The sequence below is a fragment of the Halobacteria archaeon AArc-dxtr1 genome, assembly GCA_025517425.1.
In the GTDB taxonomy this organism is placed as follows: Archaea; Halobacteriota; Halobacteria; order Halobacteriales; family Natrialbaceae; genus Halostagnicola.
The window spans coordinates 1,223,131-1,248,383 of record JAOPJY010000001.1 but is presented as its reverse complement, the minus strand read 5'-3'; the positions used below and the strand labels follow the sequence as shown (position 1 = coordinate 1,248,383).

At 64.2% G+C, this 25,253-nt stretch carries 31 protein-coding genes and 1 pseudogene; 16 read left to right on the top strand and 16 right to left on the bottom strand.

Translation table 11 applies throughout. From position 1 onward, the window contains the following. The first annotated feature begins 28 nt into the window (after positions 1–28). Both OB905_06475 and OB905_06470 read left to right on the top strand, forming a co-directional pair. On the top strand, positions 29–1,381 hold the full coding sequence (locus OB905_06475) for an Nre family DNA repair protein (protein MCU4925631.1): 1,353 nt from the start codon (positions 29–31) through the stop codon (positions 1,379–1,381). 66 nt (positions 1,382–1,447) lie between these two features. Next, positions 1,448–1,783 (top strand): hypothetical protein, encoded by a 336-nt coding sequence (locus tag OB905_06470; GenBank protein MCU4925630.1) that lies wholly within the window; start codon positions 1,448–1,450, stop codon positions 1,781–1,783. Between the two features lie 315 nt (positions 1,784–2,098). On the opposite strand, the gene OB905_06465 is transcribed toward OB905_06470, so the two are convergent. Then, positions 2,099–3,220, bottom strand: a complete 1,122-nt coding sequence (locus tag OB905_06465) for an AI-2E family transporter (protein MCU4925629.1) — start codon at positions 3,218–3,220, stop codon at positions 2,099–2,101. Between the two features lie 202 nt (positions 3,221–3,422). On the opposite strand from OB905_06465, the gene OB905_06460 reads away from it, so the two are divergent. Continuing rightward, entirely contained in the window at positions 3,423–4,703 is a 1,281-nt protein-coding gene (locus tag OB905_06460; protein MCU4925628.1) for a transposase, read from the top strand. A gap of 50 nt (positions 4,704–4,753) precedes the next feature. Here the strand turns inward: OB905_06460 and OB905_06455 are convergent, their stop codons facing one another. The 4 genes from OB905_06455 to OB905_06440 all read right to left on the bottom strand — a co-directional run bounded on the left by OB905_06455 (position 4,754) and on the right by OB905_06440 (position 6,546). Then, positions 4,754–5,215, bottom strand: coding sequence for a DUF302 domain-containing protein (locus OB905_06455; protein MCU4925627.1), 462 nt, complete (start codon positions 5,213–5,215; stop codon positions 4,754–4,756). Positions 5,216–5,256: 41 nt separating this feature from the next. Next, positions 5,257–5,454: a hypothetical protein gene (locus OB905_06450; protein ID MCU4925626.1), complete on the bottom strand. Its 198-nt coding sequence runs from the start codon at positions 5,452–5,454 to the stop codon at positions 5,257–5,259. A gap of 108 nt (positions 5,455–5,562) precedes the next feature. Continuing rightward, entirely contained in the window at positions 5,563–6,258 is a 696-nt protein-coding gene (locus tag OB905_06445; GenBank protein MCU4925625.1) for a CPBP family glutamic-type intramembrane protease, read from the bottom strand. A 6-nt stretch (positions 6,259–6,264) separates the two neighbouring features. Continuing rightward, the gene (locus OB905_06440; protein ID MCU4925624.1) at positions 6,265–6,546 is read right to left on the bottom strand and encodes a DUF5789 family protein; all 282 of its coding nucleotides are present in this window, start codon (positions 6,544–6,546) and stop codon (positions 6,265–6,267) included. 155 nt (positions 6,547–6,701) lie between these two features. Here OB905_06440 and OB905_06435 point away from each other — a divergent pair, with 155 nt between their 5' ends. Then, positions 6,702–7,640 (top strand): YIP1 family protein, encoded by a 939-nt coding sequence (locus OB905_06435; GenBank protein ID MCU4925623.1) that lies wholly within the window; start codon positions 6,702–6,704, stop codon positions 7,638–7,640. Between the two features lie 27 nt (positions 7,641–7,667). Here the strand turns inward: OB905_06435 and OB905_06430 are convergent, their stop codons facing one another. Then, positions 7,668–8,153: a metal-dependent hydrolase gene (locus tag OB905_06430; GenBank protein MCU4925622.1), complete on the bottom strand. Its 486-nt coding sequence runs from the start codon at positions 8,151–8,153 to the stop codon at positions 7,668–7,670. Between the two features lie 63 nt (positions 8,154–8,216). Then, complete coding sequence (locus tag OB905_06425) at positions 8,217–8,735, bottom strand: CinA family protein (protein MCU4925621.1); 519 nt, start codon at positions 8,733–8,735, stop codon at positions 8,217–8,219. Between the two features lie 119 nt (positions 8,736–8,854). Here OB905_06425 and OB905_06420 point away from each other — a divergent pair, with 119 nt between their 5' ends. From OB905_06420 to OB905_06405, 4 genes are all read left to right on the top strand, one after another. Beyond that, on the top strand, positions 8,855–9,955 hold the full coding sequence (locus OB905_06420; protein ID MCU4925620.1) for a pyridoxal phosphate-dependent aminotransferase: 1,101 nt from the start codon (positions 8,855–8,857) through the stop codon (positions 9,953–9,955). Positions 9,956–10,062: 107 nt separating this feature from the next. Continuing rightward, positions 10,063–10,377 (top strand): hypothetical protein, encoded by a 315-nt coding sequence (locus tag OB905_06415; GenBank protein ID MCU4925619.1) that lies wholly within the window; start codon positions 10,063–10,065, stop codon positions 10,375–10,377. A 79-nt stretch (positions 10,378–10,456) separates the two neighbouring features. Next, positions 10,457–11,701, top strand: coding sequence for an arsenical pump-driving ATPase GET3 (locus OB905_06410; protein MCU4925618.1), 1,245 nt, complete (start codon positions 10,457–10,459; stop codon positions 11,699–11,701). Positions 11,702–11,798: 97 nt separating this feature from the next. Further along, entirely contained in the window at positions 11,799–12,200 is a 402-nt protein-coding gene (locus tag OB905_06405) for a PPOX class F420-dependent oxidoreductase (GenBank protein ID MCU4925617.1), read from the top strand. Between the two features lie 6 nt (positions 12,201–12,206). Here the strand turns inward: OB905_06405 and OB905_06400 are convergent, their stop codons facing one another. The 4 genes from OB905_06400 to OB905_06385 form a co-directional block, all read right to left on the bottom strand. Continuing rightward, on the bottom strand, positions 12,207–13,655 hold the full coding sequence (locus tag OB905_06400; protein ID MCU4925616.1) for a DUF4147 domain-containing protein: 1,449 nt from the start codon (positions 13,653–13,655) through the stop codon (positions 12,207–12,209). After that, complete coding sequence (locus OB905_06395; protein MCU4925615.1) at positions 13,652–14,608, bottom strand: SDR family oxidoreductase; 957 nt, start codon at positions 14,606–14,608, stop codon at positions 13,652–13,654. Before OB905_06395 ends, OB905_06400 begins: the two co-directional genes overlap by 4 nt. Positions 14,609–14,733: 125 nt before the next feature. Further along, positions 14,734–15,471, bottom strand: a complete 738-nt coding sequence (locus OB905_06390; GenBank protein MCU4925614.1) for an endonuclease V — start codon at positions 15,469–15,471, stop codon at positions 14,734–14,736. 58 nt (positions 15,472–15,529) lie between these two features. Continuing rightward, positions 15,530–16,486, bottom strand: a complete 957-nt coding sequence (locus OB905_06385; GenBank protein ID MCU4925613.1) for a rhomboid family intramembrane serine protease — start codon at positions 16,484–16,486, stop codon at positions 15,530–15,532. Between the two features lie 99 nt (positions 16,487–16,585). Here OB905_06385 and OB905_06380 point away from each other — a divergent pair, with 99 nt between their 5' ends. The 4 genes from OB905_06380 to OB905_06365 all read left to right on the top strand — a co-directional run bounded on the left by OB905_06380 (position 16,586) and on the right by OB905_06365 (position 19,709). Further along, positions 16,586–17,026: a DUF5788 family protein gene (locus tag OB905_06380; GenBank protein ID MCU4925612.1), complete on the top strand. Its 441-nt coding sequence runs from the start codon at positions 16,586–16,588 to the stop codon at positions 17,024–17,026. A 1-nt stretch (position 17,027) separates the two neighbouring features. Next, the gene (locus OB905_06375) at positions 17,028–18,845 is read left to right on the top strand and encodes a helix-hairpin-helix domain-containing protein (protein MCU4925611.1); all 1,818 of its coding nucleotides are present in this window, start codon (positions 17,028–17,030) and stop codon (positions 18,843–18,845) included. A 25-nt stretch (positions 18,846–18,870) separates the two neighbouring features. Continuing rightward, positions 18,871–19,362 (top strand): Mut7-C RNAse domain-containing protein, encoded by a 492-nt coding sequence (locus OB905_06370; protein ID MCU4925610.1) that lies wholly within the window; start codon positions 18,871–18,873, stop codon positions 19,360–19,362. An 83-nt stretch (positions 19,363–19,445) separates the two neighbouring features. After that, positions 19,446–19,709, top strand: a complete 264-nt coding sequence (locus OB905_06365; GenBank protein ID MCU4925609.1) for a DUF2892 domain-containing protein — start codon at positions 19,446–19,448, stop codon at positions 19,707–19,709. A 1-nt stretch (position 19,710) separates the two neighbouring features. Here OB905_06365 and OB905_06360 read toward each other — a convergent pair whose 3' ends face one another. Further along, positions 19,711–20,475, bottom strand: coding sequence for a PHP domain-containing protein (locus OB905_06360; protein MCU4925608.1), 765 nt, complete (start codon positions 20,473–20,475; stop codon positions 19,711–19,713). A 153-nt stretch (positions 20,476–20,628) separates the two neighbouring features. On the opposite strand from OB905_06360, the gene OB905_06355 reads away from it, so the two are divergent. After that, positions 20,629–20,916 carry a hypothetical protein gene (locus OB905_06355; GenBank protein MCU4925607.1) on the top strand — a complete coding sequence of 96 codons (288 nt, stop codon included), beginning with the start codon at positions 20,629–20,631 and terminating at the stop codon, positions 20,914–20,916. Between the two features lie 18 nt (positions 20,917–20,934). Here OB905_06355 and OB905_06350 read toward each other — a convergent pair whose 3' ends face one another. Beyond that, positions 20,935–21,303 carry a winged helix-turn-helix domain-containing protein gene (locus OB905_06350; GenBank protein MCU4925606.1) on the bottom strand — a complete coding sequence of 123 codons (369 nt, stop codon included), beginning with the start codon at positions 21,301–21,303 and terminating at the stop codon, positions 20,935–20,937. 96 nt (positions 21,304–21,399) lie between these two features. Between OB905_06350 and OB905_06345 the strand changes: the two genes are divergently transcribed. Both OB905_06345 and OB905_06340 read left to right on the top strand, forming a co-directional pair. Next, a complete protein-coding gene (locus OB905_06345; protein MCU4925605.1) occupies positions 21,400–22,155 on the top strand; it encodes a DUF6293 family protein in 756 nt (251 codons plus the stop codon). Between the two features lie 99 nt (positions 22,156–22,254). Continuing rightward, positions 22,255–23,106, top strand: a complete 852-nt coding sequence (locus tag OB905_06340; GenBank protein ID MCU4925604.1) for a DUF6159 family protein — start codon at positions 22,255–22,257, stop codon at positions 23,104–23,106. A 199-nt stretch (positions 23,107–23,305) separates the two neighbouring features. Here OB905_06340 and OB905_06335 read toward each other — a convergent pair whose 3' ends face one another. Both OB905_06335 and OB905_06330 read right to left on the bottom strand, forming a co-directional pair. Continuing rightward, positions 23,306–23,743, bottom strand: a complete 438-nt coding sequence (locus OB905_06335; protein MCU4925603.1) for a transcription elongation factor Spt5 — start codon at positions 23,741–23,743, stop codon at positions 23,306–23,308. Beyond that, on the bottom strand, positions 23,743–23,922 hold the full coding sequence (locus OB905_06330) for a protein translocase SEC61 complex subunit gamma (protein MCU4925602.1): 180 nt from the start codon (positions 23,920–23,922) through the stop codon (positions 23,743–23,745). The genes OB905_06335 and OB905_06330 overlap by 1 nt, the downstream gene beginning before the upstream one ends. Before the next feature lie 160 nt (positions 23,923–24,082). Here OB905_06330 and OB905_06325 point away from each other — a divergent pair, with 160 nt between their 5' ends. After that, on the top strand, positions 24,083–24,283 hold the full coding sequence (locus OB905_06325; protein MCU4925601.1) for a hypothetical protein: 201 nt from the start codon (positions 24,083–24,085) through the stop codon (positions 24,281–24,283). Positions 24,284–24,378: 95 nt separating this feature from the next. Here OB905_06325 and OB905_06320 read toward each other — a convergent pair. Next, positions 24,379–25,239: pseudogene (locus OB905_06320) on the bottom strand (alanyl-tRNA editing protein). Positions 25,240–25,253: the final 14 nt, after the last annotated feature.

The following is a 25,253-nucleotide window of genomic DNA, read 5'->3' as shown; positions in this document are numbered from 1 at the left end:
AAACGCCGTCCGTCCCTACTCGAACCGAATGCGCCTCGACGACTACATCGAGGATCTAGAGCCCGACGCGGAGGCCGAGCGCCGGCGCCTCGCGAAGGAAAAGTCCTACGCGATCACCGACCACCTCGAGGCGTTCGAGCGCGACTTCGAGCAGGCGCTCTCAGGCGACACGCTGGTCGGCTCGACGGCCCCCTCGATCTTCGTCGGCCGGTCTTCCTATCCCGACATTCCGGTCGGGCTGCTCTCGCCGGTCGGCGACGAGAGCGCCGCCACTGAGTACGTCACCGACGCCAGCTGGTACCGCGAGGGGTACGGAATCGACGACGTCCTCCAGCGTCGAACCGGTCTGCTGAACTCGAACAAGCGCGCGAACGTCGACGCGCCGGGAATCGCCAGCCGGCTGGCGCCCTCGGTTCACGACACCTGGGATGGCTTCGTCGGCGTCCAGCGCGAGGTGGCGATCGCCGATCGGCCCGTCGATCTGGAGATCGGCCTCGATGGGAAACCCGATCTCGGGCTCGATACAGGCTCGGACGTGGCGACGCCCCGCGGACCGCGAGCCGCGGCGAGCGACGCCTCGCTGCAGGAGAATCCCCACGTTCCCCGTCCAGTGAAGAAGACCCTCGAAGACGACGACTGGCAGGCCCAGGGAGCGATGACCTACCTCTACCGGCGGGGGTTCGACGTCTACGAGATCGACTCGATCCTCTCGGCTGGTGCGCTCGGACAGGCCGAGAACCGTCGATTGGTTCCGACCCGGTGGTCGATCACCGCCGTCGACGACACGATCGGCCAGTTCCTCCGCGGCCGGATCGAAAACGCCCCGAGCATCGACGAGGTCCAGGTCTGGGTCTCCGAGTACATGGGAAACCGCTACTGGGTAATTCTCGCACCGGGCACCTGGGAGTTCGAACTCGTCGAGATGAAGGCGCCGGGCAGCATCTGGAATCCCGACCCACACGGTGACGTCTGGATGGCCAGCGCCTCGGAGGGCTACGAGGGACGTTCGAGCTACGTCGAGGAGACCGCAGGCGCCTACTACGCCGCTCGCCTCGGCGTCTTAGAGCACTTAGAGTCGGTCGGCAGGCAGGCAAAGTGTCTCGTTCTCCGGGAGGTGTCCGACGACTACTGGGCCCCCGTCGGCGTCTGGCAGGTTCGCGAGAGCGTCCGCAACGCCTTCGAGGACGCCCCCGGCGGTGCCAGCGACCGAGATCGCGGAGCCCGCGCCTCGCTCGCCGGCGAGTTCGGCACCGCAGAGACGTTCCACGAGGCGGTCGCGACGGTCGCCTCTCAGCTTCCGGTCTCGCTGTCTCGCCTCCAGCGCAAGTCGGCCCTCGCCGCCGGGTTACAGTCGAATCTGAACACCTTCTCGAGCCAGTAGCTTCAGCAGCGCCGGTATCGACCACTGTCCGGTGATATTAAATAAGATGTCGAATAATTGTTGAATATGCTCGTCGAGATATCCGCGTTCGTGCCCGGTGCCCCCGGTGGTCCGGAGCTACTGATACTGCTGTTTCTCTTCGTTCTCATCGGTATCGTTCCGCTGGCCGTAATCGTCCTCCTAGTGTTGGTTCTCACCGGTCACTGGGGCGGGAAAGAGGACCGACCCTCACGCGAGCCGGTCGACAGCGGCGCTACTGGCGATCCAACCGAAGCCCGGACTACCCGTGAGGGCCCAGTAGCCGACACCTCCCGTCGCGACCCCGATCCAGAGGTCCGCCGTCGACTCGACGACCTCGAGCGGGAGGTCGAACGGTTGAAAGAGCGCCTCGACGGGGAGTGAGTGCGGGGCGACTGAGATACTCCGAACCGCCGAGTAACTCGACGGAGAGCGCACCGTTTTTGCCTGTTCAGAACCGACTCAGCGTATGCTACTGCCGGCCGTCCTTCCGACCGACCTCCCAACGATCCTGGCCGTCCTATTTCTGTTATTCGGCGTCCCCGCGATCCTGTTCGGCCTCATCATGCTCTACACGGGCTACGTTCGCTACGATGCCGAGCAGTATCTGGCGGAACTCGAGGATGCCGAGGGTGACCACACGCCGGACGAGGCCGAAGGCGACCGCACGCCAGACGACGACGCAGCCGACGCCACGCCTCACTCTACGGCGTCGGCTGTTGAGCTGACGTCGGAGGGCGCCGGGGGGTCCGAACCTGAATCCGACGGCGAGGAGCCGTCCGACGCCGACGGGCGCGATTCCGACCCCTCGTCACCGTAGGTCTCTCCGAACACGTTGAGCCCGGCTTTGAATACCGCGAGCAGGATCGGTCCGAGGAAGAGTCCCAAGATGCCAAGCAGGTAGATTCCGCCGATGACGCCGACCAGTACCACCGCCGGATGCAGTCCCGAGCCGCGGTCGACGAAGATCGCTCGCAGGTAGTTGTCGACGACCGAGAGCACGGCGATGCCGTACAGCAGGAGAACGACTGCCTCGAGTGGGTTTCCGACGACCGCAAGATAGGCGACTGCGGGACCCCAGACGAGCCAGATGCCGATCGCCGGCAGGAACGAGACGACGATCATTACGATCGTCCAGAACGCCACGTTCGGCACGCCGAGCAGCCAGAGTCCGAGTCCGCCCAGGATTCCTTCGACGACGGCCACCAGTACGTGGCTGTAGATTACCGCCCAGGTGACGACCTCGACTTCGTCTGCGAGGCGCTCTTGAATCCGCCCTTCGAGCGGGGCGACGGCGCCGAGCCACGCCACGAACTCCGCGCCGTCGACCAGGAGATAGTACAACAGGAACAACAACACCATGAGGCCGAGAGCCATCTGAATCGTGGTGTTTACCAGCCCGATGAGTTCGAACAGCGCGAACTCGACGGCCGAGGAGAGCGAGCCCTCGACCTCCGAGAGGAGTTCGCTCTCCATCGCGTCGATCGTCGCCTCGTCTGCGCCGAACTGGTACGCCAGATCGTACACCGCGTCGACGGCTGCGTTCTCGTCGAAGTCGTTCAGAAACGAGATCACCGTATCGAGGATGATCACCGAAAAGACGAGCAGCGGGACGACTGCGAAGACGACGGCGAGTCCCGTCAGGACGAGCGCCGAGATGCGCGGACCGAGTCTGGGTTCGAGCCGTTGCTGGAGGGGGTAGAGGACGAACGCGAGCAGTCCCGCCGCCAGCACGTACTGCAACAGCGGGGCGATCATCAGGGCTGCAATCATCCCCAGGAGGATCAAGAGGAGGGCGAAAAAGCCCGTTCGGACGTCCATGTAGCCGACGTGTCGCGTCAGTAATGTAAACGTTCGTGTTGGATTTCAGGACCAGTTACGGAAATGCAAGGAGAAAGCCCCGCCCTTCAGGGCGGGGATGAATCTGATACTACCCTTCACAGCCCACCGTTCGATGGCACGGCAGGATATTCCACGCTGCGCAATCCACACCTTCAAGTAGGTTTGTCTACATAGGTTACGTATGGCGAAACAGGTCGTCACCCGCACCTACACTGCTTCCATTCGGAATCAGTCACAGGTGTCTGACGACCTTGACGCCCTCGGGTTCGCCGCCTCGAAACTCTGGAACGTCGGACGGTGGACAATCAGTCGTGTCTGGGATGAAATCGGCTACATTCCGGAACACGACGAACTCACCGCGTACCTCAAGAGCCACGAACGCTACGATGACCTGCATTCTCAGTCAAGTCAGCGAGTCCTTCAAGAACTCGCTGAGGCGTTCGACGGCTGGTACGGTAAACGGCGTAACGGAGACGTGAGAGCGAACCCGCCCGGCTACCGCAAACGCGACGACGACCACCCGCGTAGCACGGTCACGTTCAAAGCCGCTGGCTTCAAACCCGATACCCAGTACGACCGCGTTCGGCTCTCAAAAGGGTCGAACCTCAAGGACTACTGGTCGGACTTCATCCTCTGCGAGTACCAGACTCGTCCCGATGTTGACCTCTCCACCGTGGAGAACGTCCAACAAGTTCGGGCGGTCTGGAACGGCGAGGAGTGGGAGTTGCACTTCGTGTGCAAGGTCGAGATAGAGGTGTCCGAAGCCCCCGGTGAGAAGACGGTGGGTGTTGACCTCGGGATCAACAATTTCGCCGCTCTCGCCTACGAAGACGGTCACGCCGAGTTGTACCCGCTGAACTGCCTGAAGGAGGACGACTACTACTTCAGCAAGCGTATCGCCCGATGTGACGACTCGGACTCCAAGCAAGCGAATCGGTTGAACCGGAAGAAGTCGACTCGCCGCACCCACTACTTCCACACGCTCTCGAAACACATCGTTGAACGATGTGTGGACGAGGGTGTCGGAACGATTGTGGTTGGCGACCTCTCTGGTATCCGTGAGGACGAGGAGAACGGGGAGGCGAAAAACTGGGGCAAGCACGGAAACCTCGACCTCCACTCGTGGGCGTTCGACCGCTTCACAGACCTGCTCGAATACAAGGCAGAGATGGAGGGAATCACGGTCGAAGAAGTGTCCGAGCGGGACACGTCGAAGTCGTGTTCCTGCTGTGGTCGTAAGCGTGACGCGAACCGTGTTGAACGCGGGTTGTACGTGTGCGATGAGTGTGATACGGTGGCGAACGCGGATGTGAACGGTGCTGAGAACATTCGGCAGAAAGTATCTCCGAGTCCCGCCACGGATGGCGGTGATAGGAGTAACGGCTGGTTGGCACAGCCATCGACGTTCCTGTTCGATTCAGAGAGCGGATGCTTCGCACCGCGAGAACAGGCTACGTCGTAAACCACAATCTCCCAACGTGGGAATCCTCGCCCTTCAAGGCGGGGAGGATGTCAATGGGCTGGATCGTCGTCTCGCTCCAGATTCGCGTAGGCGTCAGCGACCATCGCACTCGTCTCGTCGACGATCTCTTGCCAGCTCTCGTCGTCCGGGGCGATCCCGAGCAGGCGTGCGATCTTCATGATCGAGAGGTGGTAGACGACCTGTCGACCCGGCGCTTCCTCCCAGATGACGACGTTGCAGGGAAAGAGTCCGCCCATCTGCCTCGTCACATCGAGGACTCGGTCGGCCATCTCGGGGTTGCAGGCGCCGAGAACGTAGTAGGGATCGCGGTTCGCGTCTACCTTCTCGTTTAACAGCTCCGAGGGCGAGAATTCGACGGGGACGCCGAAGCCGGCGGCCGTGAACACCTCACGGCAGTGTTCGATCGCTTCCTGGTGGTCCATCTCGAGGACGGCGCGGTGCTCGCCGTAATCGTCGGGGTCGATCTGCGTCGGATCGATTGGCAGTGACATACGGAGACGTTTGGACCGAGAACCTAAAAGTGAGTGTCACACTAGATCGAGCGCTCATCATTTTGTTCCCGCTTCCAGATCGGAATCACGCACAGCAGACTGACGAACGCGACCGCCAGATACCAGAGCGCATCCGGGGCTTGGGAGCCTGGCAACACGACCGTTCCACCCCAGACTACGAGCACAGCACCGAGTATCGTCACCAGTAGCGCGTACAGCAGGAGACGGAGGCTGACCATCGCCGCATCTAGGTTCTGCCTGGGCAAAAACATCGAACCTGACCTGGCAGGGTCCCGTCTCCGAGGAGTAACGACCGCAGCTACCGTTGTGGCCCCTACTCGTCTGTGTCACAGCGGAATCGGGAGCCACGAGAGCGCTTCGAGTGCGGGCCTCGGATCGAACAGCGGATCGTGCAATACGAGCCAGTCGAGTAACACGAGGCCCGCACCGTGGGCGATCACCGAGGGGAGAATCGAGTTCGACTGGTAGTCGACCGCACCGAAGAGTACGTCAGTCGGCCCCGAGAGCAGGAACTCGATCGGGGGTTTACCGGCGTGGTGGATCATGTAAACGACGGGACTGATGAACACCGCGACGAAGCCCAGATCTCTGACGCCGACACAGAGTAGCCCCCGGTAGTAGGTCTCGGCGGCGAGTGCGAGGACGAACAGTTGCACTGCGTGGGGGACGAACTCCGCTGGCGCGGCCGAGGTTTCCCACATCGGGTAGAACGCCCTGATCGTCGGTAGCGTCGAGCCCACGATGTAAAATGGGAGGACGAACAGCGAGAGTAAGACGGCGTTTCGAACCGCAACCCGGTTGATATTCCAGCCGATGTGCCGACCGTGCGTGAGTCCCAGCGTAAGCGGGCCGCCGATCAGAATCACGCCGTCGACGAGGACGCGACCGGTTAGCGCTGCCGGGACGTATCGCATCCACAGTACCGTCAGGACGGCACCAACGAGCAGAGACTTCTGAACCCACGTGAGACGGTCTAGCTGATCCCGAATCCAGCGGGCGCTCGACCCCGCCTCGGTCGCCACGGGTAGTTACTCGGCCGTCCGGACGGGTCCTGTCCCGACGATGTCCTGGACGTGTGATTCGAACTCCTGGTGGCGCTCGAAGTAGGTCTCGTCTAGCTCCGCGAGAATCGAGGCCAACTCCCGTGGGCCATCGGGCGTTCGGACGACGCTATCGCCTTCCAGACGGTCGATTTCGCTTCTTTCGATCGGCCAGGAGAGACGGGAGGTCACCCGGGCGAGCGGTGCCCCTTCGACCGGCGTCTCCTCACCGAGTGTGACTGCCGGCTCCTCGTCCGCATCGTCGCTCATAGCGCACCGTTCGGCGTCCCGTCGATTCAAGGTTTCGCTCTCCTGCAGTTCACTGCTCGTGGCCGGTTCGCTAGAGACTCATCCGTCGCGGTCGTGATAACGTTTCGACACGTGTCTGACGTATTGTTTTGTGTGATGGGTTCCATTACCCCCGCATGACTAGCCTGTCGGAGGTCTACGAGGGGAATGCACGCGAGATATCGAGCCTCCGCCGGCTGTACGCCGGGACGGCGCTCGTCCTAGTTGGTGCCATACTCGCCGTCGTCGCGTTGCTGACCGCCACGACCGAGCCCGTCTCGGGACTGTTCGACGACCACTTCGCCGCGGTCAGAATGGCCGGCGTCCTCGCCGGGATCGGCGTTCCCGCTGCGCTGGTCGGCCTCTTCATCGTTCTGCCAGCCTCGAAGCGGGTCAAGGCCGCTGCCGCGATCGGGGCGAGCCTCTGTCTGCTTGGCGTCGCCCTCTTCTGGCACGCCTACCCACACCACTGGCGCGGATACGGTGACGATCTCACCCTACACGTCTCCGCTGTGTATCTGCTCGGACTGTTCACCGCGATCTGGTGTCTGTTCACCGCCGTCGTCAACTTCAAGACCCGAAACGATCCTGGGGGCGCCCTCGAGATGAACGTCACTCGTCAGGGGCGAACGAAGGTCGTCGAGGTCGAGGACAAGAGCAGTCTCGGCGGTATCGGCCTCCTCGGTGCGATGCCCGACGGTGATGTCGAGACGCAGACCAACGACGGTACTCCCGAGCCGACCAGCGACGGGGGCTCCGACGCCCAGGAACTCTCCTCGCCACTCGACGAGGAGACCCGGTCTCCGGACGCACCATCCGCACAGGCAGCCACGCCGGGCGACGGTACGGGATCGGCCGGTGGCACGCAAACTGCCGCCACCGCACACGACACCGCCCCAGAGTCGTCGGCTACCCAGGACGACGCTGCGTCCCGAACGCGCGATCGATACTGCGGTAGCTGCCAGCACTTCCAGTACGTTCGAACCAGTTCCGGGATGGTTCCCTACTGCGGAGACACAGACGAGGCGATGGAGGATATGGACGCCTGCGAGGAGTGGACGCCGAACGTGGAGTAGTCGACGACGGTGTTCGGTTGGTTCCCTTTACAGCCCCACGAACTGCTCCCCGAGTTCGAGACTCACGTCCGGGAACCAGTAGAGGACAACGGCGATGACCGCCAGCTCCAGGACAGTGATGATGACCGTCATGGCGTCAGCCATACGACTTTTGACGGCGACGCCGATCGGTAAGCCGAACTCCTTCTTCCAGATCGGATAGAAGAGCGCGATGCCCCGCTTACTTCCTGCGATGTCGAGGACGTAGTGAGTCAGAACGCCGATCCAGACGTACTCCAGGTTCCCGAAGACGTACGGGAAGGCCATGAACCCGATCAACACCGGCAGGTTGTGTAACGTCTTGCGGTGTTTGCCGAACTCGGTGTCGACGTCCGGAAACAGCGCACCGAGCGTGACCGGAATCCCGATCGCGATGATCGTCATGAACGTCTCTTCGGTCCCTGCTGGCTCCAGCAGGTAGCCCAGTCCGATGCTCAACAACACGGCGTTTAGCACGTGCCCCTTCTTGTTCATCGAGCCGACGTGCGAGCCGGAGCGAAATAGTAGTTCTGCGTGAGTGTCGCTGTTTTGTGACTGTCACGGCTGTCGCCGCTCGACCGCAGAGAGCAGATCCGAGAGTGCCTGGTCGACCGTCTGTGCTCGAACTGCAGCGCGATCGCCGTCGAAGACGTACCGGCTGACCCAGCTCGCAGAGGTTTCAGCCCCCCAGGGGCCGGCGTAGGCGACGCCGACGTAGACGGTCCCCACTGGGGTTTCCTTGTCCCCGCCGGTCGGTCCCGCGACGCCCGTCGTCGCGATTCCCCAGGTGACGTCGGTCACGTCGCGAACACCGCAGGCCATCTCGCGGGCCACGGGCTCTGAGACCGCGCCGTGTTCGTCTAGGGCCTCGCGGCTGACGCCCAGGTGGCGGCGCTTGGCGTCGTAGGCGTAGGTCGTCAGTCCGGCCTCGAAGTAGTCGCTGGCGCCTGGCACCGCCGTGATCGCGGCGCCGATCAGCCCGCCCGTACAGGACTCGGCGACCGAGACCGTCTCCCCGCGCGCCCGCAACACGTCCGCGACCTGCATCGGGAGTTCGCGGTCGATATCGTCGTTCATACGCCCGAAAAGGTCGCCGGGCTACTGAATGCTGGCCCTGCCCCACCGCACAGCCGACTCCGCCTCGAGTGACATTCGGGCCCGAAAGAGCCAGGGGCCCACGCGAACACCCTTCTCGCATGGAGTACGAGACGCCGCTTTTCTTCCACGTGATCCGGTACGCGGCTCGCACGGAGCGCGACGTCGTCGGCATGGTCAGCGGCAACCCCGACTGGGACCCACCAGAGGCGCTGCGGGAAGGGCTTCGCGAGTACGCCGACTTCGATCCCGACCGGTTTCAGTATCCGCCGACCGTCGGGCTGCGCCCGCTTCGCGAGGAGATCGCCGCCCGACGTGGCGTCGACGTCTCGCAGGTGCTCATCACCAACGGCGCCGGCGAGGCGAACTACCTCGCGATGGCCGCCGCGATAGAACGCGACGACGCCGACGAAGTGATCCTCACCGATCCAGTCTATCCCTACTACCCCGGCAAAACGAGCCTGCTCGGCGGCGGCCAGACGTTCGTTCCGGTCGGTGAGGACGGACATCTCGACCCCGAGGGGGTCCGTGAGGCGGCGAGCGAGGAGACCGCCGCGATCGTCGTCAACTCGCCGAACAACCCGACGGGTGCGGTCTACCCCGAGTCGACCGTCCGCGAGCTCGTCGCCGTCGCCGAGGAGTACGACGCGATCCTGATAAGCGACGAGGTCTACGACCACTACGATCTCTCGGGGACGTTTTCGAGCGCGCTCGCGGTCGACTCTGACCACCGGATCGTCACCAACTCGTTCTCGAAGTCACTCGCGATCACCGGCTTCCGGGTGGGCTACGCGATCGTTCCACCGAAACTCACAGATCGCGTCCGGAGCCGACACATGCTCGTCAACGTCGCCGGCAGCCGGCCCGCCCAGTACGCCGTTCTCAAAGCGTTGCGCGAGACCGGCCCCGACTACTACGAGCGCAACCGCCGCCGGCTTCGCGATCGCGTGGCGACCTTCACGGACGCCCTCGACGAGGCGGGTGCGGAATACAGGCGTCCAGCGGGCGGCTTCTACGTCCTCGCGCGGTTCGACGGCTACCCCGGCACGCTCGAAAACGCAGAGCGACTGATCGACGAGGCCGGCGTCGCGGGGATGCCCGGCGAGGCGTTCGGCACTGCCCGCGAGGACTGGTTCCGATTCGCGCTCGTGACGCCCCAGGTCGAGGAGGCCGCCGCGCGACTGGCGTCACACTTCGGCTGAGGGGCGCACCGTCTTCTGTCGAACCGGGACGTCGCTCCTGGCTGAGGGTATTAGTCGCGAACGTGTACACCCAGGAAGATAGGCATTGCTGGCGTCTCAGCTCTGGTATGTCGGACATTGGCGATCTAGCGGAGACGGGACTCGGCGTACTCGTACTCGCGTTTGGATTCGTAACGGCGGCTACCGTCTACGTGACCGGGAGCCTTGCCTCGCTTCCGGTCATCCTCGATCGGTTTGCTGGGGCGCTGGTACTCGCGATGGTCCCGTCGATGTCGCTTGCTGCCTGGCCAACCGCGATCGCCCTCTTCGCTGGTCTCTTCGCGGCGCTTCGAATCGACGACCGCGCTGCCATCCGCCTCTCGGCATTTCTAGCCGTCTATCTGTTTCTCGCCGTGCTCCTCTACTACGTCGTGCCTTCCTGAGCGAGGCCAGTCGGCTCTGAACGGTGTGTCTCGATCGGGACCGACGCATACAGGTGCCGGGGGAACGGTACCCCTCAGTATGAGTGGACTCGACGTCGATCCGATCGAAGACACGGGCGGCGACAGCGCCGACGACGGGGACCACACGATCGAGGTGACGCCGACGGGCTCCGCCACGGACGACGAGCGCGAGACGATCGACGTCGAGCCAGGCGAAGACTCGGATGACGGACCCGAGTACGTCCTCTACGGCGGCAAGGGTGGCGTCGGCAAGACGACGATGGCGGCGGCAACGGCGCTCGACAGCGCCCGGCGGGGCGTTCGGACGCTCGTGGTCTCGACGGACCCCGCCCACTCGCTGTCGGATACTCTTCTCGTCGACGTGCCGGCCCGACCGGCGCGGATCCGCGAGGATATTCCGTTGTATGCCGCCGAGATCGACCCCGAGGCGGCGCTCGAGGACGGCGCTGCGGTCTTCTCCGCGATGGGTGGGGCCGACGAGGCCGGCGACGACCCGTACGGGGGCGGCCGAGCCGGCGCGAACGTAGGGGCCGATCCAGCGGGCGGTGCTGGGGGTCCCGGCGCGGACGCCCTCGGCGCCGATGGTCCTCTCGGCGGGATGGAGGACCTGCTGGGCGGCGACTCGCCGATGGAGGCGCTATTCGGCGGGGCGATGCCCGGCGCCGACGAGGCTGCCGCGATGCAGCTCCTCCTCGAATATCTGGACGACGACCGGTTCGATCGCGTGATCGTCGACACCGCCCCTACGGGTCACACCCTCCGGCTGCTCCAGCTGCCGGAGATCATGGACTCGATGGTCGGACGGATGCTGACGCTGCGCCAGCGAATCGGCGGGATGATGGAGGGGTTGAAGGGCCTGTTTGGTGGCGGGCCGGCCGAGCAAGAAGCGGGGCTCGAGGATCTCGAGGAGCTTCGCGAGCGTATCGAGCGCCTCCGGGCTGCGCTCCGCGATCCCGAGCGCACCGACTTCCGGATCGTTATGGTGCCAGAGGAGATGAGCGTCTTCGAGTCCAAACGCCTCCGCCAGCAGCTCCGCGAGTTCGAAATTCCGGTCGGAACGATCGTCGTCAACCGGGTGATGGAGCCGCTTTCGGACGTCACCGACGACGTCGCGGACGACGCCTTCCTCGAGCCGAATCTCGACGACTGCGCGTTCTGTCAGCGCCGCTGGGACGTCCAGCAGCGGGCGCTGACCGAGGCCCAGGAGCTCTTTCGGGGAACCGACGTCAGGCGTGTCCCCCTGTTGGCCGAGGAGGTCCGCGGCGAGGAGTCGCTCGCGATCGTTGCAGCCTGCGTGCGGTGAACTCGATCGACCCCGTCTACAGTGGGCATCGCCAGAACGATGCGCTCAGTCCGAGTTAGGGGGTGCTTCTTAGTACAGAGGTGGTGTACCTCGCCTCATGACGTCGATCCCAGATGACTTCCAGGAGCTGTTCGAGAAACAAACGTTCGCCCACGTCGCGACGCTGTTGCCCGGCGGCGCACCCCACGTGACGCCGGTCTGGATCGACTACGATGCCGACACAGGTCGGGTGCTGGTAAACACCGAGCGCGAGCGTCGAAAGGCAAAAAACGCCGCGGGCGACGACCGGATCGCCGTCAGCATGACCGACCCGGACAACCCCTATCGGATGCTCTCGATCACCGGCACGGTCGACGAGATCACCACCGAAAACGCCCGCGAACACATCGACCAACTCGCCAGGCGCTATACGGGCGAAGACGAGTATACGATCCCGATCCAGAGCGAACGCGTCATCATCGCGATCCGTCCCGAGGAGGTCCGAACGTACGAAGAGTAGTCGGCGTTACTCCACTTGCGCTGGTACCACCAGCGCACGCAGATCGTTGACGTTCGTCCCCGTGTATCCCGGCTCGAGCAGCGCGTTCCACGCCTCGAGGACCCCTGTGACGTCGTTCGCGTCGAGCGCCTCCGTCGCAGCCCCCGCGTCGGCGACCGTCTCGCGATCGACTATCGCTCCCGCGGCCGTGCTCGGCCCGTCGATCCCGTCCGTATCGACGCTCGCGAGGACGGCGTCGGTCCCGCCCGCTGCGAACTCGATTCCGGCCGCGAGCGCGAGCTCTTGGTTCGGGCCGCCGGCGCCACCCTCGCCTGCGACGGTGACGGTCACCTCGCCGCCAGAGAGGACGACTGCGGGCGGCGAAATTGGGTCGCCTGTCGCACTCATCTCTTCGGCGATCGCCGCCTGCATCCGGCCGACCTCTCGCGCTTCGCCCCGGAGCCGACTCGAGAGCACCAGCGTCTCGTAGCCGCGTTCGGCCGCCACCTCGCGGGCGGCGTCGATCGCGGTTCGACTCCCCGCGAGCAGGTGGTAGGTTTCGGCACCGTTTCCCTCGCTTCCTGCTTCGATCGTCGTCGGCGTCTCCGCGCGCTCGCCGGCGGCTCCCGCTTCGAGGTGGGCAACGACCGCGTCCGGAAGCCGGTCTCGAAGGTCGTATCGGCCGACGACAGCGAGCGCGTCTGCGTAGGTGCTTCTGTCGGGGACGGTCGGCCCGCTGCCGATCACCGATCGGTCGTCGCCGACGACGTCCGAGAGCGCGAGCGTACAGACCGTCGCTGGTGCACAGCGCTGTGCGAGTTGCCCACCCTTGATCGCCGAGCAGTGCTTGCGGACCGCGTTGATCTCGTCGATCGACGCGCCCGACTCGAGGAGCGCGTCGGTGGTTTCTCGCAGATCAGCGAGCGAAAGGTCCGCCGCGGGCGCACAGAGCAGCGCGCTCGCGCCGCCCGTAATGACCGCCAGCACGAGCGTGTTCTCGTCGGCATCGTCTACGAGTTCGAGCAGCTCTGCTGTTGCCTCAACGTTTCGCGGCGTCGGCGTCGGGTGGTCTCCCTCGCGGATCCGCACCGCCCCCGGGTCGTCGACCGCAGCCGCCTCTTTGCCTCCATCTCCACTACCCTCGTCCCGGTCTCTCGGCGTCGAGATCACGACACCGTCGTCGATCTGATTCCCGAGCAGACCAGCGAGTCCGGTTGCGACGCCAGTGCCGGCTTTCCCGCCACCGACGACGACAACGCGATCGTACGCTCCCAGGGTGTACTCTCGCCCCTCGCCGTCGTCGATCCGAAGGAGGCCGTCCCGAACCGAACAGGTTTGTTCGACGACGCGTTCGGGGAGTGCGGCGTCGATCCCTGCCTCGAGACAGGCCAGGGCAGTCTCGTGGGCGTCCGTCGGTGTCCGTCCTATTCGGTCGAAGTATCCGAGTGATGTGTCCTGCGGTCCGTCGGCGCTCATGCCAGTTTCCGTAGGACGCCGTAGGCGGCGTCGCGGACGCTGTCGGGCAGGTATCGCGCGTAGGAGCCAAACGTTGCGAGCGGGCCAACGGGATACCGGGCGGGCGGCTCCGGACAGGTCGCCGCGTGGACGATTGCCGCTGCGATCTCGGAGGGAGGACTTGCGAGCGGTCCGCCGCCGCCGACCAGTTGGGCCTCCTCGTAGAGCTCGTAGAGGTTCTCATAGGCCGGCGTCCGATCGCCGTCGGGCATCTCCTCGTCGACGCGCTCGACGAATTCGGTCTCGACTGGCCCCGGTTCGATGAGGACGACCTCGACGCCGAACTGGTCGACCTCGGTTCGCAACGCGTCGCTCATCGCCTCCAGGGCGTGCTTCGAGCCCGCGTAGGCGCCGGCACCCGCAAAGGAGACCCGCCCGATGACGCTCGAGACGTTGACGATCCGTCCCTCGCCCTGGGCGCGCATATGCGGGATCGCGGCCCGAGAGAGCCGGTGTGGGCCGTAGACGTTCACGTCGAACTGCCGGTTGAGGTCGCGCGTGGAGACGTCCTCTAAGGGCCCCATCTGGGCGTAGCCCGCGTTATTTACCAGGCAGTCGATCGCACCGCCGATTTCGACGGTTCGCTCGACGACGTCTGCGACCTGGTCGGGCTCCGTGACGTCGAGTTCGAGCGTCGTACAGCCCGCCTCCGCGAGTTCGGCGATATCGTCGATGTTTCGGGCGGTCGCGATCACCTGCCAGTTCTCCTCGAGAAAGGCCAGTGCGGTTGCCCGGCCGATTCCGGACGAACAGCCGGTGATGAGGACGCAGCGCTTTCGGGTCAGTTGATCGTCCCGGTCACCGTGTGCTTGCCCGGTTTCTGGGCCGGTCGCTCGCGCCTCGGATCCGGCACGCTCGGTCCGACTCGAGCCGTCGGCGTCGGCGGGTTCCTCGAGGTCCTCAGCGATGGACATACCGGTTGGGTTCGTGAGACGTCACCTAAGTACCGACGGTTTCTCGCTCGTTTCGGGACTGCTCACCCACGTTTCTCACTCGCCGTCCCCGTTCGCGTTTATCACCGGTTCTCTCCGCTCGCTTTTTACTGGATCTCTACGTTCGCCTTCGCCTCCTCAGCGTAGGCGTCAGCAAGCCGGACCGGCTCTGGAAGCTTGTACCCGGCCGCCAGTTCGAGGGCGACGTCGGCCGCCGTTTCGGCGCTTACGCGGTGGCCTGGGCTGACGTACAGTGGGTTGATGTGCCGGTTCGGCGAGTCGTACTGCTTCGTCTGGACGGCGTAGCCGAGTACCGTTCCATCGGGGGCGTCGACGCGGGCGTTCGACTCGATGGGAACCCGCGTTCCCGTCGGGAGGGTCTCGAGGTCGCCGACAGGCGTCCCACACAGCAGGCTCTTGGCGATGCCGACGCTCGGGGCGTCGAAGAGCACCCCTACGTGGGTCGCGATTCCGGCCTGCCGGAAGTGGATCCGACCGCTGCCGTCGAAGCAGTAGAGGTCCGGCTCGACCGAGAGGTTCCCCACTGCTTCGAGAATCGGACGCCCCTCGCGAAACGCCAGCAGCCCCGGAATATAGGGGATCTCGAGCGGTGTGACGGCGTAGACGCGTTCGATAACGTCGCCCGCCTGCATCGCGACGACGGCGCTTAGTGCGCGGTCGTGCCCTTCTTCGGACGCTTGGAGAAACGATTGGTCGACGCCCGCGACGATCGGCGCCTCGCCGCCCGCGCTCGCGGCCAGCGGGTTCGCGAGGGCGGTCGGATCGAACCCGTGGTCGTCTGCGAACGTCGCGGCTCCGGTGATTTCGCGCTGGAGCGCTTCCATCTCAGCGCGACTCGCGCTCGCGTCGGGGACGAACTCGGGGCGGACGATCTCGGGCACGTTAGAACCGGCGGCGGCCGCCACCTGGTCCGCCGGGACCGCCTCCACCCATTCGTAGCTGGTTTGGTGTGCGGATGTTCCGCGTGCGTTCGAGGTACTTTCCGTAGGCGAGCCCCACGAGTAAGCCGACGAGGTGTGCACCGTGGGCGATCCCCCCGCCACCCGGGGAGCCGAGGATAATCGCTAGAGCGCTGATCGCGGCGGTTCCTGCGGCGATGACCCAGATCGGCATCGCGAGAACGAAAAACAGGTAGACCCGAAGGTCGGGGTTTAGAATCGTCACGACGCCCAGGATCGCCAGTGCGGCACCACTGGCACCGAGGACGCTCGAGGGAATAGCGGGGTCGCCAAAGAGTTGTACCGTGGCGAGTTGTCCGAGTCCTGCAAGCGCCCCGCTGACGAGAAACAGGATCACGAAGTCGCGTGATCCGATATATCGTTCTACCAGCGGGCCGAAGAAGAAAATCACGATACTGTTAAAGACGATGTGCAAGATGGAGCCGCCGCCGTCCTGGATCGGCATAAAGAACGGGCTGTGGGCGAAAATCGACGTTATCCACGTCCACACGTACTCCGGATTTTGCGACGAAAGGACGAACAGTGTGTCGTGAAGGCCCCTGCCCCCCACCGTATACGCGATGAACTGGCCAAGCATCGCCAGCCACATCAGTGCGAGAACGGTGTAGGTCATGTTCCCGCGGAAGTACGCGAGCGGACCGCCCGGTCCGGTGTCGAGTGGGATCTTCGACGCGACCTTCTCGCGCGTCGACGCCTCCGACCCCGGATTGACGCGCTCGTCGAAGCCGCTGTCGAAGACGCCCTGCGGATCGTTCCAGTTGTGTAGTCCCGAACAGTCGTGGTTTTCGGGCAACCGGTGCTCTGCGCAGTGCGTCCCGCCGCAGTGGCGGCAGTTGTACGGCATACTCTCCGGTGCCCCACACACGTCGCAGGTCGCCATTGTCCCCTCGTAAGGGACCCGCGGCTAAGGTGTTTGGGATTGTTCGAGTCGTCTGCGCCGAGACGTAGGTTTTTGGCTCCGGCTCTCCCAGAACCGTACGTGCAAGCGTACGAGCGAAAGCAGCTGCTCGAGCGCGTCGAACGCGAGAGCGCGACCGTCGGCGCAGACATCCCTGAGACCATCACCGTCCAGGGCGAGGAGATCGATCTCCGGGAGTTCGTCTTCGAGATCAAGCGCCGGGAGACGATCCCGTCAGGCGAGCGCGAGCGCGTCGAGCGCGCAAAGCGGAACCTGCGCCGCGAGCGCCGCGAACGTCTCGACCGGATCGAGGAGGCCGACATCGACTTCGAGACGGGCGAAGAACTTGCCCGGACCATCGTAGGCATCGATCGAGCATTAAACGCCCTCCAGCAGCTCGGTCCGACCGATCTCGAACGCGAACAGCAGGCCAAACAGGCCGCAGACACCAAGCGCTGGATGTCCTTTTTAAAACAGGCGCTTGGTCGAGACGAGAGTGCCTCTTCGCGGGGAGGGCGCTGAGATGGCGACGAACGCCGAGCTCGCGGCCCGATTCGAGGAGTTCGCCGACTTACTCGAGGCCGACGACGTCGCGTACAAGCCCCGCGCCTACCGCCGGGCAGCCGAGAACGTCCGCGCCCACCCCATCCCGATCGCCAACCGAATCGACGCCGGTGACGAAGATGCCGTCTCCGATATCGAGGGTGTCGGCGACGCCATCTCTGCGAAGATCGTCGAGTACGTCGAAACCGGCGGGATCGAGGAACTCGAAGAACTGCGCGCGGAGCTGCCCGTCGACATGGCCGCGCTCACTCGCGTCGAGGGTGTCGGCCCCAAGACCGTCGGCACGCTCTATCGCGAGCTCGGGATCGAGACGATAGACGAGCTCGAAGCTGCCGCCGAGGCCGGCGACATTCAAGAGGTGAAGGGCTTCGGCGCGAAGACCGAGCAGAACATCCTAGAGAACGTCGAGTTCGCCCGGACGGTCGGCGAACGCCAGCTGCTGGGCGAGGCCCGGCCACTCGCTGACGACGTCCTCGACTACCTCGAGTCGCGCGAGCCGGTCGAGCGCGCCGAGGTCGCCGGCTCGATCCGGCGGTGGCGCGAGACGATCGGCGACGTCGACGTTTTAGCCGCCACCGCCGACGGTGAGGCCGCCGTCGACGCCTTTCTGGAGTGGGAATCGATCGACGACGAGATCGAGTCCGGGCCCGCCAAAGCGAGCGTCCGCGTCGGCGAGGTCCGGGTCGATCTGCGGGTTGTCGACCCCACGGAGTTCGGCTCGGCGCTACAGTACTTTACGGGGAGCAAAGACCACAACGTCCGGCTGCGCAACTACGCGATTGACCGCAGGATGAAGTTAAACGAGTACGGTGCCTTCGACGTCAGCGAGGTACGACGCGCCTCGGAGAGCCGGATGGAGTCCCGCGGTGAGACCGAGGCCGCCGCCGACCCCGGCGACGGCCCTGTCGGCGGCGACCAGCGCGCCGGCAAACGTGTCGCCGGCGAGACTGAGGAGGGAATGTACGAGGCGCTCGACCTCCCCTGGATCCCACCGGAGCTACGCGAAGATCGCGGTGAGATCGACGCTGCAGCTGCAGGCGAGCTTCCCGACCTGCTCACCCGCGAGGCCGTACGGGGCGATCTGCACACCCATACCGAGTGGTCGGACGGCAACAACACGATCGACGAGATGGTCGCAGCCGCCGACGACCTCGGCTACGACTACTACTGCGTCGCAGACCACGCCGAGGGTCCCGGCGTCGTCGGCGGAATGGGACTCACCCCCGCCGAGATCATAGAACAGGTCGAAGCGATCCGCGAGGTCGACGCTGCCGCCGACCCCGCCGTACTCGCGGGAATCGAGGCCAACGTCGACGCCGACGGCGAGATCGGGCTCCCCGAGGCGGTGATCGAGGCGCTCGACCTGATCGTCGCCTCGCCCCACAGCGCGCTCGACCAGGACGCCTCGACCGCGACCGAGCGCCTCGTTCGCGCCGTCGAGAACCCGGCCGTCGACGTGCTCGGCCACCCGAGCGGGCGGCTGTTGAACCAGCGTTCCGGGCTCGACTTCGACGTCCACGAGGTCGCGCGGGCGGCCGCCGACGCCGGGACCGCACTGGAGGTAAACGGTAACCCCCACCGGCTCGACCTCTGGGGCGGTGCCGTCCAGGCGGCGATCGAAGAGGGGGCGACGATTGCGGTCAACACCGACGCTCATCGCCCCGCTACGCTCGAGTACATGCGGTGGGGCGTCCACACGGCCCGTCGCGGTTGGGCCGAGTCCGCGGACGTGATCAACGCCTGGGAGGAAGACGAGTTGCGCGCGTTCTTGCACTGATTCGACTACCGAATCCTCACTCACCATGCGCCTGCTCGTCGATCTGATGTGTGGCGGTATCGTCTCCTACCTGCGGATGTGTGGTCACGATACGGTCTACGCCGGCGACCGCGGAGTCGAGGCCGATGACGCCGTTCTCGAACTTGCACGCCACGCGAATCGAACGATCGTCACCCGAGACGTCGCGCTCGCGAACCGAGCCGAGCGCACGGACGGAGCGATCTGCCTCGAATCACGGGACGTTGAGGCCCAACTTCGAGAGCTCGCGGCGGCTGGCGTCGACCTCGAACTCGACGCCGAGCCCACCTATTGTGGGTCGTGTAACGGGCGTCTCGAGCGCGTGGAGGGAACCGATCCACTACCAGAGTACGTTCCCGATTCCCTCGAATCGGCCATCTGGCGGTGTCAAGACTGCGGGCAGTACTTCTGGAGGGGGAGTCACTGGGATCGCGTCCGGGAGACGCTCTCGCGGGTTCGAACAGGCGTGGATCGATCGCGGGACGGTCCCACCCGGTGAGAGCTGTCCGGAACTCTGATCGTGTGGTGTGGTGTCATACACCTTTATCGGTTTTGGACGCGTCATTTGGCTTGGTGACCCATATGGAGAGAAACGTCTGTGGAGTCGAACGCGGTCTACGTATCGTCGTCGGAATCGCCCTTCTCGGCCTTGGAGGCGCCGCACTCGGTGGGCTGCTCACCTTAGCAGGTGGCACGACCGGTCTCGTTCTCGCCGGTGGCGCAGCCCTCGTCGGTGCGATCTTGCTCACGACGGGTGCCGTCCGGATCTGTCCCATCAACGCCGCACTGGGAATCGACACCTGTGCGGAGCGGGCCGAAGAACGGGAGGTCGGCATCGAGGGCTAACTCAGTACAGTGCGACGTCGTCGAACCGGCCGTCGTAGGCGATGTGTCTGGGGTGTGTCGGCTCCTGCCCGGAGAGAAACAGCCGATCGATCTTCTCCCAGGAGTTTTCGTAGCAGAGGTGTGCGAGCTCCGCCGTGGTCGTCCGCCATCGACCGAGGCCGTTCTCGTGGACGACTCGGCGCGGCGTCCGCTCGTTGAGCGCCGCGAGCAGATCTTCTTCCGAGTCGATCTCGCTCTCGAAGACGGTGTGAGCGACGCCGATCGAACTCGATAGATGGGCGTACGAGGACGTAAACGGCGGCAGATCGAGCCGGTCGGCGAGCTCGCGGGCGCGGCGGTTGTCCGACGGGAGGTGCTTCGGGTTGAAGATCTCGATCGCGTCGATCGCGTCGGTGTATCGTTCGAGATCCGACGCGGTCAGGCTTACTGTGGCGAACTCGGGGTGGGGCGCGAGGACGGTCGCGTCCTGGCGTTCGAACTCGTCCATTGCGGCCTCCAGCGGGATGAAGTCCGGGACCGGCTCCGAGAGGCCCAGCGCGAGCACGTGCTTTCGCTCGCGCCACGTCCCGGTAAACACCTCGCGAGCCGGAACAATCAGCAACTCCTCGGTCGAATAGGCGGCGGCCTGTCTGCGGATTTCCGGCAAGCGAGTGAAGTGGGGGGCATAGACAACCACGTCGAGCCCGGCCGCCTGGGCGCGCTCGACGACACGGTCGTCGAGCACCTTGGTGTGGAGATCGATCCGAACCTCGCGTCCCGCGTTCACGACGCTCTCTTTCGACACCGGGGTGTTATGGGTTCTGATTCCCTAGCTGTTCCTTGCACGCTCACGTTGTTGCCGTGATCGGGCCGCTGTCACAGACGCTGTCTCTCCGGGACGGCGAAAAGACCTTTAGGGAGGCCCGTCGACTGAGAGCAAATGGCCTGGGAATGCGGTATCGAGAGCTGCGAGGCGGCGTTCGACGACGTCGAGGACGCCATCGTCCATCAGGCCACCGAGCACGAGCGCCGTGAGTGTAAGGTCTGTGGCTCGATCGTTCCGGACGGCTACGTCGCTATCCGCCACGTCTTCTCCGAACACAGTCGTGCCGAGTACGTCCGTGCCTACGGCGCCAACTCCGAGGACGTCAGACAGCGTGAGGAACTGCTCGAGGACGTCCGCGAGATCGCGGACATGGAGCGAATCGCAGACGAACTCAAGCGCTGAGTCCGCCTCTGCCGATCACTACCGCTGCTCTCCCGAGTCGACGCCACCGAACGCCTCCTCAGACCACTCGACAACAGTGGTGAGTGTCTCTCCGTCCAGTTCGACCGAGATTCGATCGAAGGCCGGCTGAAACTCCCGGTAGTGCTGTCCGTTCTCGAGATCGATCGCTTGTCGACTCTTGACCAGCCCGACCTCCTCGAGCCGGTTAAGTCGGCGAAATGCCGTCGGTTTCGAGACGGAGGTTTCGGCGGCGACGTCGCTGCCGCTCCGGGGTTCGGCGAGAAGCGCCTCGAGCACCTCGCGTGCGTACTCGTCGCCGAGGAGTTCGAGTAGTTCGGCCGGTCGAGCGCTCTGTTGCTGTCCCATCCATGGTCGATCAATTGCCATAGTTCGATGATCTCTCCTACTAATATTCAATTCTATGACAATACTGTCGATACAATAGATACAATTATAGTATCACTACTATCTATACTATTAAAAATGACACGAGAAACCGAGTTACAACGCATCGGTGAGATCCACGTCGCGCCGCTTGGCTACGAGTACGATCGCATCCTCGAACCCGTCCGCCGGTACGACGCCGATGTGGTCTACCTGCTCCGTGATGAATCCATGCCGCAGGTGTCCTACCACGAGGCGCTGGTGGCTGAACTTACCGATGGCGGCGTCGACGTCATCACGCGTGCAGTTGATCTGGGCGATATGTACGACGTCCTGGGCGAGATCACGACCATCGTCGATCACTCCGAGGGAGACATCGTCCGCGTGAACGTCTCGAGTGGGCCGAAGCTGGCGACGATTGGGGCAGCACTGGCCTGTATGGCGACTGAAGCCAGCGGCTACCACGTCCATCCCGAGTCACGGCCCCACCCGATCGAGGAGACTCCTCGAACGGAAGGACTGTCCGTCGCCGAAAAACTGCCCTCTTACCCGCTCGAAACGCCGACCGCAGATCAGGTTCGGATCCTCGATTATATCGAGACGGCCGACGACCAGACGCATACGCCGAAAAAGAGTGACCTCATCTCCTTCGCCGAGGAGCAGGACCTCGCGTTCATGACACGATCAGAGCCTGCCAACGAGAAAGCGAAGTTCGCGCTGTTGAACAACCGGATTGTCGATCCACTCGTCGAAAACGGCTATCTCCACATCGAGTCGGTCGGTCGAACGAAGCAGGTTTCACTCACCGAAACCGGCAAAAACGCCCTTCGTGCCTTTCGGCATAAACTTCCGTAAGCCACGGCTGGTGTCTCTCCGGACCAGTACTCGAACACGTATTTCCGGGCTGGAAATAGGACACGTACGTTTATGCTTTGACACTGGGTACGGTCGGTTATGCGAGTCATCGAACGGTTCAAGATGGGGATTACCCTGACAGTGGACAGCCTTCGACTGATGCGTCACAACCCGACGCTGTTGCTGTTTCCGCTGATCAGCGGTGCGGCTGCGCTTGCCTTCCTCGGACTCTTCCTCGGCGTCACGTTCGGCCTGATGGCAATCACACCTGAGGGTGGCGCCCTCGTCGGCCTGTTCCTGGCGTATCTCGTGCTTACGTTCGTCTCGACGTTCTTTACCGCCGGGCTCGTCCATCAGACTCACGACGCGATCATGACCGGATCGACTCCTTCCGTTCGCGACGGCCTCGCGGCCGCCTGGGGTGTGAAAGGGAAGCTCCTGATCTGGGCGCTCGTTAGCGCGACGGTCGGGGTCTTGATCAACGGGCTCGAGAACTCCGACTCGCGGGGTGCACAGCTGTTCGGGACGATCTTCGGCTTCGCCTGGACGGTCCTGACGTTCTTCGTCATCCCGGTTGCCATCTTCGAGAAGACCGGTGCGAAAGGAATGTTCACCGAGAGTGGCCGAACCTTCAAGAAGACCTGGGGCGAGACACCGATCAGCCTCTTTGGCGTCCAGCTCATCGGATTCGTGGTTGCCTTGCCGTTCATCCTCGTCGGCGTTGCGCTCTCGAGCATCCAGTCGGTCCTCGCTATCGGAACGATCCTGCTCGGCCTGGCGCTTGCGTTCCTCGTCGGCCAGACACTTCAGGGCATCATCAAGACGACGCTGTACCTGTACGCGACTGAGGGCTTACAGCCCGGCGAGTTCGACAACGTCGACTTCGACGGCCTCGCGAAAGAAGACGACAGCACTACCAAGCAGTCGACCGCGACGCCCGGTCGAATCTGAGAGGCTGCCATCGGATATCGGTTTGATACCGGCCTGACGCAGTGATTGTCCCTATATTTCCCAACTGTACAACACTCTTCGGCCCGAACGTACTCGTCGCGCGACCAACACCGCACGTCCCTGTGTGACTGCTGTGTCGCTACTTCTCGTCGGTGTCGCTCACCGTTCCTCGCAAAATGTATTATAAAACGACGACTCGCTAGCGCTCGTCGCTATCGAGCACGCGAATCTGGTCGCCCCGAACAGTCACCGGAATGGGCACCGTTGCCTCGTATAGCTCGACGGTCACCTGGTCTTTGCCCTCGTCGATGCGCTGGACCTGGGCTTTCTCGCCCTTGAAGGGGCCGGCGATGAGCTCCACGATGTCGCCCTCGGCGATCCCCTCGACGTCTGGCTTTGGCGAGAGGAAGTGCTCGACTTCGGTGATATCTGACTCGCCGGGGACGATGGTGCGTGCGTGCGGGATGTCCTCGAGCACGCGCTCTAACACCGCGTTGTTGTCGGCTTCGACCATCACGTAGGAGGTCAACGAATCGGGTGCGAGCGCGGCGTGGACCTCCGGCTCCTCACGGTTGATGATCATGTCGGCGACGGTCTGCTCCTGACTCGCGGTGGTTTTGACTGCGAAGATGCCCATCAGACGCCACCCGAACCGGTCAGTAGCAGCATGATCGCGCCGATGATGAAGCCGATGAATCCTACGAAGAGGATTCCGGCGCCGGCGATTTTCGAGACCTGCAGGAACTCGTTCGTCGTGGGCGTCGTCGCCATCTTCAACACCCTGACGTACGAGGTGAGATCGTACGGAACGTCCATACCTGTCCCTTCTCACTCCGCGCCCTTTTATCTGTCTTTCGTCACCGGCGCCGGAATCGCGAGGGCGTACGCTCGATTGGACTCCCCTCGCCACCCCCCAGTTCGTCCGCTTGCAGTCGACGGCCGGGACGACAACGGGCAGTCCGACCATTGTTCGACGATGGCCGAAGACGACACTGACCGAGAGGACGAACTGGATGCCGAGCGCGACGCCGAGATCGAAGACGAACTCAAGCGGATCGATCGCAACCCTGACGAGGTCGACGACGGCGATCTCGGCACCCAGAACGCTCCTCGTTCGGACACGGACGACGACGAGATCGACGAACGCTCGAGCGAGGCGACCGACGAGCCGAACTGACTCCGTCAGTACCCTTGACGCTCGTTCGTTCGTCACGACTCACTCCCGGTTGGAGACGGGAGGCTCACGCACCGTCACCGTCGCGACGGAAGTTCCTCTCCCCGCTCACAGAGCCGAGCCAACTCTTCCGGTACGTCCTCGAGAGCGACGTCCAGTGCGTTCGTGGCACCGAACACCGCGCGTTTCTCGGCTGCTCGGCGCTCGATCGCGCGTGGACCGACCGCGAGCTCAACCCGCACGATGCCCCGCTCGGGCTGTGACCGACCGAGAACGGTCACGGGGCCGATTTCGCGTGTGTTTCGGACGTGCGTGCCGCCGCAGGCGGCGACGTCCCACGGATCTGCCGACTCCCCGTGCCCGTTCTCGTCGGCACCGCCGACGGTTACGAGCCGCACTCGTCCGTCCGAGATGGCCGATCGGTCTTCGGTCTCGTCGAACGCGACGTCCGTTCGCTCGCGCGCCTCCGCGAGGGAGACGTCGTCCCACTGCACCGGCCGCGACTCCCAGATCGTTTGATTGACCTGTTCGTTCAGTTCGACCAGCGTCTCGTCGCCGACATCGTTCGTCGTCTCCAGGTCGACGCCAACGGCCCGCTCGTCGATCTCGATGCCGCCGTAGCCGAGATCGTCAATCAGGCCTCGTCCGGCGCCGTAGAGGACGTGGCCCGCGGTGTGGGCCCGCATGCAGTACATGCGAAACGACCAGTCGACTGCACAGAGGACGCGGTGGCCGGCGTTGAACCGGGGTTCTTCGGCGAGCGTGTGGACCGGAGTCCCGTCGACGAGTTGAACGTCTTCGACGGCCACGTCGCCGATCGTTCCCTGGTCCGGTGGCTGACCACCGTCGGCCGCATAGAAGTAACTGGTATCGAGCCAGACGTCTCGCCCGTCGACCGCCGTCACTTCGCTCTCGAACCGCGTCGTATACGGCTCGGCTGCTGCCCGTTGTCCGCTCATCGCTTCCAGTCTCG